At 40.6% G+C, this 13,424-nt stretch carries 13 protein-coding genes; 8 read left to right on the top strand and 5 right to left on the bottom strand.

Translation table 11 applies throughout. The features are described 5' to 3' along the window. The first annotated feature begins 92 nt into the window (after positions 1-92). A complete protein-coding gene (locus ACIQCO_RS17865) occupies positions 93-926 on the top strand; it encodes a DMT family transporter (protein ID WP_400430744.1) in 834 nt (277 codons plus the stop codon). Positions 927-1,004: 78 nt separating this feature from the next. Here ACIQCO_RS17865 and ACIQCO_RS17860 read toward each other — a convergent pair whose 3' ends face one another. Then, positions 1,005-2,852 (bottom strand): helix-turn-helix domain-containing protein, encoded by a 1,848-nt coding sequence (locus tag ACIQCO_RS17860; RefSeq protein ID WP_400430742.1) that lies wholly within the window; start codon positions 2,850-2,852, stop codon positions 1,005-1,007. Positions 2,853-3,112: 260 nt separating this feature from the next. On the opposite strand from ACIQCO_RS17860, the gene ACIQCO_RS17855 reads away from it, so the two are divergent. From ACIQCO_RS17855 to ACIQCO_RS17840, 4 genes are all read left to right on the top strand, one after another. Further along, entirely contained in the window at positions 3,113-4,297 is a 1,185-nt protein-coding gene (locus ACIQCO_RS17855) for a M20 family metallopeptidase (RefSeq protein WP_400430740.1), read from the top strand. A gap of 96 nt (positions 4,298-4,393) precedes the next feature. Continuing rightward, positions 4,394-4,591, top strand: a complete 198-nt coding sequence (locus tag ACIQCO_RS17850; RefSeq protein WP_400430738.1) for a DUF3311 domain-containing protein — start codon at positions 4,394-4,396, stop codon at positions 4,589-4,591. Further along, entirely contained in the window at positions 4,591-6,066 is a 1,476-nt protein-coding gene (locus ACIQCO_RS17845; protein WP_400430737.1) for a sodium:solute symporter family protein, read from the top strand. Before ACIQCO_RS17850 ends, ACIQCO_RS17845 begins: the two co-directional genes overlap by 1 nt. A 316-nt stretch (positions 6,067-6,382) precedes the next feature. After that, the gene (locus ACIQCO_RS17840; RefSeq protein WP_400430735.1) at positions 6,383-6,946 is read left to right on the top strand and encodes a DNA-3-methyladenine glycosylase I; all 564 of its coding nucleotides are present in this window, start codon (positions 6,383-6,385) and stop codon (positions 6,944-6,946) included. Between the two features lie 125 nt (positions 6,947-7,071). Here the strand turns inward: ACIQCO_RS17840 and ACIQCO_RS17835 are convergent, their stop codons facing one another. After that, positions 7,072-7,236, bottom strand: a complete 165-nt coding sequence (locus ACIQCO_RS17835) for a hypothetical protein (RefSeq protein ID WP_400430733.1) — start codon at positions 7,234-7,236, stop codon at positions 7,072-7,074. Positions 7,237-7,569: 333 nt separating this feature from the next. Between ACIQCO_RS17835 and ACIQCO_RS17830 the strand changes: the two genes are divergently transcribed. Continuing rightward, positions 7,570-8,277 carry a GTP pyrophosphokinase gene (locus ACIQCO_RS17830; protein WP_400430867.1) on the top strand — a complete coding sequence of 236 codons (708 nt, stop codon included), beginning with the start codon at positions 7,570-7,572 and terminating at the stop codon, positions 8,275-8,277. Positions 8,278-8,357: 80 nt separating this feature from the next. Here ACIQCO_RS17830 and ACIQCO_RS17825 read toward each other — a convergent pair whose 3' ends face one another. Next, complete coding sequence (locus ACIQCO_RS17825) at positions 8,358-8,519, bottom strand: hypothetical protein (protein WP_169803148.1); 162 nt, start codon at positions 8,517-8,519, stop codon at positions 8,358-8,360. Between the two features lie 196 nt (positions 8,520-8,715). Between ACIQCO_RS17825 and ACIQCO_RS17820 the strand changes: the two genes are divergently transcribed. Then, positions 8,716-9,063 (top strand): metal-sensitive transcriptional regulator, encoded by a 348-nt coding sequence (locus ACIQCO_RS17820; protein ID WP_400430731.1) that lies wholly within the window; start codon positions 8,716-8,718, stop codon positions 9,061-9,063. Between the two features lie 264 nt (positions 9,064-9,327). Here ACIQCO_RS17820 and ACIQCO_RS17815 read toward each other — a convergent pair whose 3' ends face one another. Both ACIQCO_RS17815 and ACIQCO_RS17810 read right to left on the bottom strand, forming a co-directional pair. Further along, positions 9,328-10,602, bottom strand: a complete 1,275-nt coding sequence (locus ACIQCO_RS17815) for an MFS transporter (RefSeq protein ID WP_400430729.1) — start codon at positions 10,600-10,602, stop codon at positions 9,328-9,330. A 209-nt stretch (positions 10,603-10,811) separates the two neighbouring features. Next, positions 10,812-12,122, bottom strand: a complete 1,311-nt coding sequence (locus ACIQCO_RS17810) for an alkaline phosphatase family protein (RefSeq protein ID WP_400430727.1) — start codon at positions 12,120-12,122, stop codon at positions 10,812-10,814. A gap of 383 nt (positions 12,123-12,505) precedes the next feature. On the opposite strand from ACIQCO_RS17810, the gene ACIQCO_RS17805 reads away from it, so the two are divergent. Then, entirely contained in the window at positions 12,506-13,417 is a 912-nt protein-coding gene (locus ACIQCO_RS17805) for an alpha/beta hydrolase (protein ID WP_400430725.1), read from the top strand. Positions 13,418-13,424: the final 7 nt, after the last annotated feature.

Raw genomic sequence — 13,424 nt, 5'->3', positions numbered from 1 at the left:
TTCTTTTAATCGGCGCTCTTTTGTTGTAATCTATTAAATATTTAGAAAATCGAAATTATCAAATAGTTATATTGAAAAGGAGGAATGGACTTATGATTTTTTTGTCACTGATTAGTTCTTTTTTTAATGCACTAAATGCACTTTATGCAAAGAAAATTGTTGGGGAAATGAAAGATAATAATAGTTTTATTGTCACATCCTTTGCATTCGTAGGTTTGTTTCTCGGACTAACATTGCCGTGGCTTTATTTATTTAAAGCGAACGCGGTCTCAATTCCCTTACTTTTATTGGTCGTCTTCCTAGATATGGCAGGAAATTTGCTCTTCTTTAAAGCAATGGAACGAATCGAGGTATCCGTCCTTTCCGTGTACATGGCTTTAACACCCTTATTCACGTTCATTCCGAATTCCTTCTTAAATGGGTTCCATCCCTTTGTTCTCGTGTCTGTTTTGTTTATCATGGTGGGGGTCTATTTCTTAAATTTGAAAGGCCGGAACCCATTAACACCTTTTCTTGAATTAAAAAAGCCAGGAAATTTACTGGGAATTGCTGCAGCAGTTGTCTTTGGAGTGAGTATGGTGCCTTCGCAGCAGTTACTTGTTCATGGATGGGTAAATCCAGTTACACTTTACTTTTACCGTGCCAGCGGTATTGCTGCGATTACCTATCTGCTTTACCGGCCAAAGCTGTGGTTTCCTGGGCTGAATAAACATTTAAGTTTACGCGGAATGACAGTCATCATCCAATGGATTTGTCTTTTTACGGCATTAAAGTTTGCAGATGGAACACTTGTTGTGTCACTAGCGTTTACATCACCATTATTTGCTGTTTTCCTAGCATGGTTCTATTTTAAGGAACGGATTACGCCCGCAAAACTAACAGCATGTGTGATCACAATTCTTGGTATTATTATTACTGTCGTTTAAAGGAAAAAACGTACATATAGGGGATGCATGTGAAAAATAGATAGTTAGGCGTCCCTTTTATCCAGGGGCGCCATTTCGTTATGACCCGTGCTGCGTCAGCTTTTCTTTCAAAAAAGGATAAAGGCTTACCGCTAAGTGGATATTTAAAAATTGTTGGCTATCCGATAAGTCAGTGGAAAGAATGTCCTCTATCCGTTTTAAACGGTACATTAATGTGTTTGTATGAACATGGATGGCTTCTGCTGCTTCTTTCGCATTTTGATTGTAATCAAGATAAGCAAAAAGCGAAGGGAGGAGTTCACCTTTTCGAGATTGATCATATTCAAAAAGGGGTCCTAGAAATTCATTGATAAAATCGATAAGTTCCTCCTCGCTATTTTGAAGCAGAAGCCTTTGGACACCGAGTTCTTTATAGCTGATAACTTGATTTTTTCTTCCGAAACTATGAAGGAATTGAAGGCTTTTCGCCGCTTCATGTAAAGATTTTGTTACCTTTAATAAGCTTGAATGAATTCTGCCGATGCCGATCGACACCGTTGTTCCCCAGTTTTTTATCTGGATTTCCTGCCGAAATTTTGATACAAGCTCCTTCACCTGATGATGTGCGTATGTGGGTGATACTTTTTGTTGAAAAGTTAGCAGTACAACGATTTGATCGTGATTTCGTACGGCTATTCCATTTAAGGAATTTTTCAAAAATACTCGATTGGCCAATTGGACAAGATGGCGGATAATGCTGTTCCTTTTATGAGTATTGTCCATTTCATCTACCCGAATGATAATAGTTAAATAGTCACCCAAAGGATCGAAATCCATCTGTTTGGCTTTTTGCAAAATGGTGCCATCCATTTTACCGGAAAAAAGACCTTCAATTAGTTCGCCTTTTATTTTTTCTTGTGCGTCAAAAATGGCTTGATCTTTTACTAGTTCGAGCGAGATGACTGTACAGGCATGCTCTAATGCTGCAATATCAATTTCACGCATTTTTTTAGCGGAAACGATAATAAGTGAGCCAAAAAGTGACGCCTTTGCTCCAATTGGAAGGATGGTAATACACTGATTCTCCTCATTCATGTTTATTTCAAGGAATGAACGGACTGTACCAGGTGTTCTTAGCCACTCCTGCGCTTTATCCGTTATGGTTAATAATTCATCATCTGACAAGGTATTTTTATAAGCGTGAGATATCAATTCGCCGAGATCATCAAATAACAAAACCGTATGGCCGGTCGTATCGTACAAATAACTAATAATGGAATCTAAACCTTTACCGTATAATACAAGTGCGGCTAGTCGATTATGGATATCCACTGATTGGGATAGCATCTCATTTTGTTTAGAGATTGTATTATTTAAATATTCAAGCTGCCTCACAGTCTGCTCTTTTTCGTGGTAAAGGTTTGCTTTCTCTAATGCAACGGCTGCTTGATGGGCAATCGCAGTTAATAGATTAATATCCTCCGGAATAAAGTGAAGTGTTGGATTAAATGAATCAAGCGTAATCACTCCGATGCACTCGCCTTTTAACAGAATTGGGGCGCAAATTGAAGAATAAGTAAGTGTTGGAATCGATTGATCCACCAGCTTATGATTCGATTCTGAAAGAGTTGCCGTTGCTTTTTCCACTTCCGTTCTGTTATGAAAAATTAAACATTTTTGGGCAGTAAATGCAAGACCTGTCATGGACTCACCTGGTTTCAATCGAACCGTTAATATGTCAGATTTAAAATTGCTGTCAGACTTAGGGATCAGCAAATCTTGTTCAGGGTCATAAATGAATAAAACACCACCGCCTGCAGCATCAATGACCGATACTGTTTGTACCATTATGGAATCAATAATGGTGTCTATGTCTAGCGATGAGTTTATTACATTGGAGACGTGAATTAATGATTGGAGCTGGCGATGGCTAAGTGTTTGCTTCATAGTGCACCTCACTATCTGATGATTTTAGAAAATTCCTATCATTTCATTTCTTTTGTCTATTGTAACAAAATTCGCTAAAAAATGTATGGATTTTATAAGTAATGATAAGGGAATAGGGAATTTGGTGTGCGTTTTTGTGTATTTTCACAAATTGTTTGTTAAGAATTTTGTAGAAAAATACAATAAAAAATATTCAGATTAGTTCTATAATTGAAGATAAATTTAAAAACTAAAAGACAACAAACTAGGAGATGACAAACATGAGTGTCAGCGAAACAGTAAATCTTAATCGATTAGCAGAGGAAGTTAGAGAACAGGTCATTAGCTGGAGGAGGCATTTGCATCAAAATCCCGAACTATCTTTCCATGAAGAAAAGACAGCTCAATTTATTTATGATACATTACAATCCTTTGGAAATTTAGAGATTTCTCACCCGACAAAAACAAGTGTAATGGCACGTTTGATTGGCCCGGAGCCAGGTAAAACCCTCGCTATTCGTGCCGATATGGATGCTCTCCCAATCCAAGAAGAGAACACATTCGAATTTGCTTCGCAAAACCCTGGGGTCATGCATGCATGTGGTCATGATGGTCATACAGCTATGCTGCTCGGAACAGCAAAAATTCTCTCAGGAATGAAGGAGTATATTAAAGGGGAAGTTCGTTTCTTGTTCCAGCATGCAGAAGAGCTCTTCCCTGGCGGTGCTGAGGAAATGGTCGAAGCAGGAGTAATGGATGGGGTTGACCTTGTGATCGGTGCACACTTGTGGTCACCACTCGAAAAAGGCAAGGTTGGCGTCGTTTACGGCCCCATGATGGCATCGCCGGACACTTTCTGGATTACTGTTAATGGAAAAGGCGGTCATGCAGCACTTCCACACCAAACCGTCGATTCCATCGCCATTGCTGCGCAGGTTGTAACCAATCTTCAGCATATCGTGGCAAGAAATACGGATCCGCTGGATAATTTAGTTATTTCCGTGACCCAATTTATTGCTGGTACCACTCACAATGTTATCCCAGGTTCTGTGAAACTTTGGGGGACAGTTCGCAGCTTTGATGCAAAGCTGCGAGAATCCATCCCAGTTAAAATGGAGCGGATCGTTAAGGGGATTACTGAAGCACATGAAGCTGATTACGAATTCAAATATGAATTCGGCTATCGTCCAGTCATCAATGATAACGAAGTGACAGCTGTGATTGAAGAAACAGTACGAGAGGTATTTGATGAAAAGACGCTTGATTTGATGAGACCTAATATGGGCGGTGAGGATTTCTCAGCATTCATGGAAAAGGCTCCAGGCTGCTACTTCTATGTTGGAGCGGGTAATGAGGAGCTGGGTATTACTTATCCACATCATCACGAACGTTTCACCGTTGATGAGGATGCATTAGAAATTGGTGTCAAAACATTCCTACATGCCACGTTTAAGTTTTTAGCTTAAGTTATTAAAGGAACCTTTGTATGAATAATAGAGAATAAGCAAAGGTTCTATTTAATAAAAGTGCAAAACTAGCAATTACAATTGGGGGTTATTTTTATGAAAATTCAACATCTACTTGCACTTATTCCATTTATTGGCTTGCTTGGCGGGATCTCTTTTGCTAATAAAGTCACTCCATACGTGTTCGGGATGCCTTTTATTCTCTTTTATATCGTTATGTGGGTTGTTCTTACTTCCGCCATTATGGCAATGGTTTATAAGCTTGATCCTGCAAATAAGGAGGAGGAAATCTAATGAATATAGCATTAATCATTATTTTCGGATTTTTAGCCTTTTCTATCTTCCTTGGTGTACAGGCACAAAAGGGCAAGGACATGAGCCTTGAGCAATGGTCAGTAGGTGGACGTGGTTTTGGAACAATCTTTGTGTTCTTATTAATGGCAGGAGAAATTTATACAACCTTTACTTTCTTAGGGGGAAGCGGCTGGGCGTATGGTAAAGGCGGTCCAACCTATTATATCTTAGGTTACGGTTGTTTAGCTTATATCATGTCGTATTGGTTACTTCCTGCTATTTGGAAATACGCCAAAGATAACAAGTTGATGTCTCAATCAGATTTCTTCGTTAGCAAATATAAAAGTCCTTTTCTTGGTGTTTTTGTATCGATTGTAGGGGTAGTAGCTCTTATCCCTTATCTTGTCCTGCAATTAAAAGGCTTAGGAATTATCGTTTCAGAAGCATCAGCTGGTTCCATTTCATCAACTGCAGCTATTTGGATCGGTGTCATTTCGGTAACTGTTTATGTCATGATTTCCGGGATCCATGGTTCGGCATGGACAGCTGTAATGAAAGATATCATGATTCTTGGTGTTGTGTTATTCTTAGGAATTTATTTGCCTATTCATTATTATGGCGGCTTCCAACCAATGTTTGAAGCAATCGAGGCAGCTAAACCAGGTTTCCTTGCCCTGCCTGATACTGGTTTAAGTGTTTCATGGTTTATTTCCACAGTCCTATTAACGGCACTTGGTTTCTATATGTGGCCGCACACTTTCGGATCTATTTATTCTGCACAAAGTTCAAAGGTTTTCCGGAAAAATGCGATCATCATGCCACTATACCAACTAGTCTTATTATTTGTATTCTTTGTAGGATTTGCGGCCATCCTTCAGGTAAAAGGTTTGGAAGGGCCAGCCGGTGACCTCGCCTTATTAAGGCTCTCGATGCAGACATTTAATCCATGGGTAGTCGGATTAATTGGGGCTGCTGGCTTATTAACAGCAATAGTTCCAGGTTCGATGATTATGATGTCAGCTTCTACTTTACTTGCGAAAAACGTGTTTAAAGTTTTTGTACCAAAAGCATCTGACCAACAAATAGCAAAATTAGCTAAAAATCTAGTACCTGTTGTAGCGGTCATCGCACTATACTTTACCTTTAAAGGCGGGGATACACTAGTAACCTTGTTATTAATGGGCTACAGTCTTGTAACACAATTGTTCCCAGCATTGGTATTCAGCTTAGCTAAAAAGAACATCGTAACAAAAGCGGGTGCTTTCGCCGGAATCGCTGTAGGGGTGTTTACAGTAGCATATATTACCATCAGCGCATCAACAGTGGGTACAATATTCCCTGCTTTGCCACAATTTATTAAGGATTTAAATGTTGGTGTTATCGCACTTATTATTAACCTAGTTGTTACATTTGTAGTTAGTTTTGTTACAAAATCGGCAAGTACTGGTAACAGCACGAATGAGCGTGTGGCATAATGAATAAATAAAACACCCCCAAAAGTCGTTAGAAGGATTTACGACTGGGGGTGTTTTTATTTTATACTAGGTTAATTGAACGCATGGAAAAAGAGAGCGACCGATCATATAGAGAGGCTGATAGCGGTTTCCTATTGAAAATCCGGTCACTTCGAACTCGCTCCTGCCTCTTTATGTATACAAAAAATTGTTTTAATAACAAACAATCGATAAAATAGAAGAGAAAAAAATAATCTAGGGGATAAAGATATGCGTCATTATTTACGCATCAACCCCTACAGAGAAATGAACCACTTTAATGGGAGGAATGGGAAAAATGAATAGATGCGGCTGGGTTAATCAGGATCCACTATATATCGATTACCATGACAATGAATGGGGTGTACCTGTCTATGATGATCGCTTACTATTTGAATATTTAAATCTCGAAGGGGCCCAGGCAGGACTGAGCTGGTATACGATATTAAAGAAACGCAACAATTACCGCCAAGCCTTTGATCATTTTGAAGCTGAAAAAATCATTCATTACGATGATAATAAAATCGAAGAACTTTTATATAATGAAGGAATTGTCAGAAATAAATTGAAAATAAACGCGGTAATAACGAACGCGAGGGCCTATTTGCAGGTGGTCGAGGAATTTGGCTCATTCCAAAAGTATATCTGGTCCTTTGTTGATGGAAAGCCAATCCAAAATCACTTCAACGAGATGAAAGAGGTTCCGGCCACGACTGAAATAAGTGACATACTAAGTAAGGACCTAAAAAAGCGTGGTTTTAAATTTGTCGGCTCCACAATTTGTTATGCGTTTATGCAGGCAACTGGCATGGTAAATGACCATATTGTCACCTGTGACTGTTATAAAAGGCAGCACAAATGATAAAATAAAGAAAAAAGCGATTATCTCATTTGCGAGACATCGCTTTCTTTGGTTGGGATTTGACTTACTAAAGATATCAAAAAGCCCACCATGGTTGTGATGGACTTTCTGGGGGAACGAAAACGCTATGACTGTGTTGGTTTTTCCATCAGGAAATCAGAAGCAGGAATCGGAATTATTTTTCCGCCAATTTGAACATGAATGGTATCGTTGAAAATGGCTTTCACAATTCCTTTTAAGGAAATGGTGGAATTAACAGCGATTTTTTTAGAGTCAGATTGATTGGCCAAAGTAATCAACACCTTTCAAATAATGTAAATCATATCTATCATAGAAATAAACAAACGATTCATTAATTTATTCGCAAAAACATCATAATCTCCTTCATTACCAATCATTTTTTTATAGAAAAAAATGTTCAGGTTACCTTCATTTCATTATTCAAGGGGTGTGAATTATAGTGAAATAATGTTAACATGAATCTTGAACCGAGCTATATGCCGCTTGGTATTTCCACCAGATGTTCTGGAAAAGCTACGGACCAAGAAAGTCGGATCCAGCATAGTAACCGGCAAACACCATGGAGAGGACGTTGCTGATTGAATATTGAGCAATTGATTGATATGAAAGAATTGAAAGCATTGAAAGTGGAACTGACAAGGTTCATAATGGCTTATAAATTTGCATTAGACGAAATGAATACAAAAATAAATATACTAAAAGATGAGTTTAATTATATTCATGACTATAACCCAATAGAACATGTAAAATCGCGGATTAAGTCGCCGGAAAGCATTTTTAAGAAGGTATATCGGAAGGGCTATGATTTTTCTTTAGCTTCGATTAAAGAAAATGTAAGGGATATTGCCGGGATTCGGATCACGTGTTCCTTTATCTCGGATATATATGAACTGAGTAAGATGATTGGCGGACAGAAGGATGTTCGCGTTGTTGATTATAAGGATTATATTAAAAACCCAAAGCCGAATGGCTATCAAAGCCTTCATTTGATTTTGGAAATTCCTATTTTCATGTCTGACCGAGAGGAATTAACCTATGTTGAAGTGCAAATCCGGACGATTGCTATGGATTTTTGGGCCAGTTTAGAACATAAAATATATTATAAATATAATAAAGAAGTGCCGGACCGGATGATTGCTGAATTAAAAGACGCCGCAGTAATGGCTGCGGAGTTAGATCGAAAAATGGAACGGCTTCATAAAGAAGTATCTGATATTAAACAGGCTGAACATGAAAAAGAAGAACTCCTGTCATTAAATAATGGAAGTTTTAATCTGCCTTTTTTTGAACAGCTGCTGCAACGAAAATAGCCTTCACTTGTTTCGAAGTGAAGTGCAAAAAAGCCTCTCATTTATTAAAAGTGAGAGGCTTTCTTGAATAAAGGAAAGATTTATCGGGTTGGTTTTTCGAGCAGATATTCTGCTGTTGGAAGTGTAATAATCTTTCCGCCAATTTGTACATGAATGGTATCGTTGAAAATGGCTTTCACGATTGCCTTTAAAGATACCGTCGAATTAACGGAAATTTTCGGCGCTTCAGATTGGTTTGCCAATGGAACCAACACCTTTCAGATAGTTATGAAATTATTATAAATGATTTCATCCGATAAATGCGAGCGTAAAGAACCAGAGATTTGGAAAATTCTCTAGAATATTTAGCGGGATTTTTTAGAATGAATAAAAGGCAGTATATCGTATCGTTTTACCCTACCGGGGTATGATATAATAAGAGAAAAAGGGGGCGGTTGAATGTCTTTTGATCAAGGTGAAAACGAAGAACTATTGGATGATTCCTGTTGCGGCCATGACGGCAGCCATCGAAAAAGTCATCATTCAGATAAAGTGAAAAACAACTTAGTAACAAGACTGAACCGTATCGAAGGCCAGATTCGCGGCATTAAAGGGTTAATCGAAAAAGATACGTATTGTGATGATGTGATCAATCAGATTTCCGCCACTCAATCGGCGCTGAATAGCGTCGCAAGAATTTTGCTGGAAGGTCATATGAAGAGCTGTGTGGTGGAACGAATTCAAGATGGCGATTTTGAGGTTTTGGATGAAGTTCTAGTCACCATCCAAAAATTAATGAAAAAGTAATGAAATGGAAGTGGGTGTCAGGCACCATTTCCCAAATTAAGGGAGACCTCACTAAGTCGGTGGGGTCTCCTTTGGTTTAAAATATAAGAATTTATATCATGTCGACTTCGAGAATTGTCCAGCTCCAGCGCCCTAGCGGCTAGTGTCCTTCGCGCTCCGCCCTACGATAAGTCAACATCGGTTCGCTTGCGCTCACCGTGTTTCCTTTATCTCAGTTGGAGCGCTCCAGGCCATACGCCGCTGAACAGGGCGCTTGCGCTTTTCTTAGTGCGATATTGAATTTGTTTTTGAAATATTGTTTGGTTCCGGTATACGCAGGAGGATGATGCCTCCGATGATGAATAGGACGATTAGGCTGAAGACGCCGCTATTGGTGTTACCGGTCATTTGTGCAGTAAATCCAACTAAAAATGGTCCTAAAATCGCGGCAAATTTGTAAAAGATGCTATAGAAACCAAAGAACTCGTTGACATTTTCTTTCGGGACAAGTTTGGCGAAATAGGAACGGCTTAATGCCTGGATTCCCCCTTGTGAAGAGGCAACAAGCATCGCAAGAATCCAAAAATCTAAAGTCGTTTTTAAGAAATAGGCATAAGAACAAATGACGATATAAACAAAAATCCCCACTAGAAGCATTGTTTTGTCTTTAAATTTATCGGCAAGCCTCCCATAGATAATCGCGAACGGTGCCGCTACAACTTGGGTAGCAAACAGGATAATCAGCAGATTGTTGGTATCAATGCCTAAATCGGACCCATATGCCGTTGACATCGTAATGATTGTATTAACCCCGTCAATATAAAAGAAATAGGCGATTAGAAACAGAAACAATGGCCGGTAAAGCTTAATTTTTTTAAACGTTTCAAAAAGTTGTTTAAAACCATTGCTAATTGGGTTTGGCACCCGTTCCTTATAATAAACCTGCTTTACATTTTTTAACATCGGAATGGTGAACAGGCCCCACCACAAAGCCGTAATCGCAAATGCGGCCTGGCTTGCGACGGGGACGGATAATGGGATGATGTTTTTCTGTGACAAAATGATGAGTGCAATGCTGATAATAAACGGAATAGTACTTCCAATATAGCCATAGGCATATCCTTTTGAAGAAATCTGATTCATCCGGTCTTCTGTCGTCACATCGACCAGGAACGCGTCATAAAAAATATTGGTTCCGCCAAAACCGATGACGGTGAGCATATAACAGATTAAAAGAACAAGCCATTGATTGCTAGGTACAACGGCAAGCAGCAGGGTAAAGACAACTCCGAGACCTAAGAAAAAGCTGAAAAATCGCTTCTTAAATCCTTTGAAATCGGCGATGCTCCCCAAAATGGGAGCGCAAAGGGAAATCAACAGTGTCGCAAACGAATTAGCATAACCCCAGTAAGCAGTGGAAGTAGCTCCCGCTAAGCCAGCCTTATTGGCAGCTTCTTTAAAGTATAATGGAAAGATGGCGGTAGTAATGAGAATGGAGTAGGCAGAGTTTGCCCAATCGTAAAACACCCAGCTCTTTTCTGGCTTTGACATTCGACTCATTCTAGTTCCCCCTTTTTATTTTTTTGCTGTGTTATAAGTGAATGTTGATTTCCGTTCCAGGCGCTTCGCGTTCCGCGGGGCGGGCGGTGAGCCTCCTCGGCGCTAAAGCGCCTGCGGGGTCTCACCTGTCCCGCTGCTCCCGCAGGAGTCTCGCGCCTTCCACTCCAATCAACATTGTGTTCAAAATCAACAATGTTCTTTATCACAGCCTATTTTTTTAAAAGTTCTTCAATCACACTGCCGTCTGTATTCCCCAGACTGACACCTAGAAGCCTTGCAAAGGTCGGGCCTTCATCAATCAGCCGAATGCTTGGCAGCGTAATCGGGTTTATCCCGCAGCCTGCTGCCATCAAAATCGTGCCGTAATTTTCTTTCTCAGGTGAATATCCATGGCTGGCTAAGGTGTACTTTTTATCTGCGGTGACATCCTCCTGCGAAATGGTTTTGAGATACTCCCCTTCAAAGTCTTCTAAAAAATAATAACCCCTCTTGGCCTCGAGCATAAAGGCACAAGTACGGTCTGCTCCTTTTTCTCCTGCTTGTTCACCGGTAAGTGCCTTTTCAATTCCCGATTCATGGTCCTGGAGCAAGGACTCTACTAGAAGTTTCACTTCGTTAAATGCCGCGGTGTCGTGTTTGTCTTTCATGTAAATATATGCAGAGCCATCGCAACTTTTACAATAAGCCTTCCAATTAATAAGTTTTGATTTGGGGTTGGTTGTGATTAGTCCATGTTTATGTAAAAGGACATTCAGGTTGATTGCTTTATTTTCATCGAGAGCACTATGGTCACCCAACACGACTACCGTTGAGTTTTCCTCGAGTCCGCTGTCCTTCAAGGCTTCCATAATTTTCCCCAGCCGCTCGTTGTGGCGATGGATTGCGGCGATCGCTTCCTCAGATGAAAAACCATGATAATGGCGCTGGGTGTCCAAATCGGTAAAGTGGACCAGCAATAAATTCGGTTGCTTTGTTTTAATGGTGTGGACAGTGGATGCTAAAACAAAGTCATCCAGTTCCGGCTGATTCAAACCGTTGCGGATATGACCGTAGCGGTTATTAAGCTCCAATTGATAGCCGGGGGTACCGTTCATAAGTGAAACAAGGATTTGATTTTGCCAGGGGCGGTTAGCAAAAATCTCCGGCATATTATAGTCTATGTTCTTCGCCTTGGCGGTTACTGGCCATAATAAAGCGGCGGTTGTCAAATTAGACTTTTTCGCCTCATCATATAATGTCGTGCCGTGAATGCAAGCACGGTACCAATTCCAATCCGGCGAAAGCCTGCCTGGCTGCAACATGGTGTTATTGATGACGCCGTGCCGGTTCGGATAATTTCCAGTTACAATCGTCGCGTGACATGGATAGGTGACAGATGGATAAATCGTTTCGACATTTTCAACAAACGCCCCTTTTTTCAATAGGGTTTGAAAATGAGGTAAGTCTTTTAAAATTGGGAAGTCTAAGGCTGATAAACAATCAAAGGAAATAATAATGAGATGCTCAGTAAGTCGCTTCACGAAAAAACCTCCACATTACGTTTTTCGGTTACCTCAATTGTACAATACGCAATGGACAAATTGTTACAGAATTTTTACAAATATCTTGAAATATAAATAAATAACGCAGAATTTTCGACTGGAATTTATTTGTAAAATAGATTTTTTCAGTATAATGAAAAGAAAAGCGCAAGCGCCCTGTTCAGCGGCGTATGGCCTGGAGCGCTCCAACTGAGATAAAGGAAACACGAAGAGCGTAGCGATTCGATGTTGACTTATCGTAGGGCGGAGAGCGAAGGACACTAGCCGCTAGGGCGCTGGAGCTAGACAATTCTCAAAGTCAAAAATTTATACTTTATTATCTTTAAATAATGGAATCAAAGATTGAAAGGGAGATTGGGGTCATGCTGAGTTTCAAAGGTTATTTTTTAGAAAAAGTAATTAAACTTACGGCTAAGAGCGTGGCCGGTAAGAGTTTAGAAAAAAGAGGGATAGCGGAAAGGCGGCAAAAACTGGATGCCGCTTCAAAAAGATTAAAGATGCCGGAAAACTGCCTGGTTGAGCCGCTTCAAATCGAGGGAATCTACGCAGAGTGGCTTTCCTATCGTGACTCGCTGGATGACAAGGTGATTCTTTACCTCCATGGCGGCGGCTATGGCTATTGCTCTGTCCAAACACATCGAACGCTGGCTGCTAGGATTGGCAAAGCGGCGGGGGTAAAGGTGCTTGCACCGGACTACCGGCTCGCCCCTGAACATCCATTCCCGGCTGCAATTGAAGATGCTGTCCGTGTTTACCGCTGGCTGCTTGGGCAGGGTTACCATTCAAACAAGATTATTTTTGCCGGGGATTCTGCGGGCGGCGGATTGAGCATGGCCGCTGCTTTGGTGTTAAGGGATCAGAATGAACCGCTTCCGGCAGCTCTTGTCTGTCTTTCACCATGGGTGGATTTAACAAGCAGCGGGCAAAGTTACCAGAGAAATGGAAGTGTTGATCCGTATCTGAACTTGGATGGTGTGAGGAAAACAGCCAGAATGTATGCCGGAGAGGAAGCGCTCGATCACCCGCTGATTTCACCAGTGTTTGCCGATTTAACAGGTCTCCCGCCGTTGTTCATCCAGGTTGGCAGCCACGAAATTCTGCAAAGTGATGCTGAAATGCTTGCGGCCGCGGCCCGCAATGCTGGGGTTTTGGTGAAGCTGAAAGTTTGGGAGGGGATGTGGCATGTTTGGCAAATGGGTGGAGATTTTTTACCAGAAGCGAGAAAGGCGATTAAGGAGATTGGGGATTTTGTAAAGGGGACATTCAGTGGTTGATAATGTA

This window comes from Neobacillus sp. NPDC093127, from assembly GCF_044754175.1.
In the GTDB taxonomy this organism is placed as follows: Bacteria; Bacillota; Bacilli; order Bacillales; family Cytobacillaceae; genus Neobacillus.
Note: the sequence above shows the minus strand (reverse complement) of the source record. Positions and strands in the feature narration are given on the sequence as shown.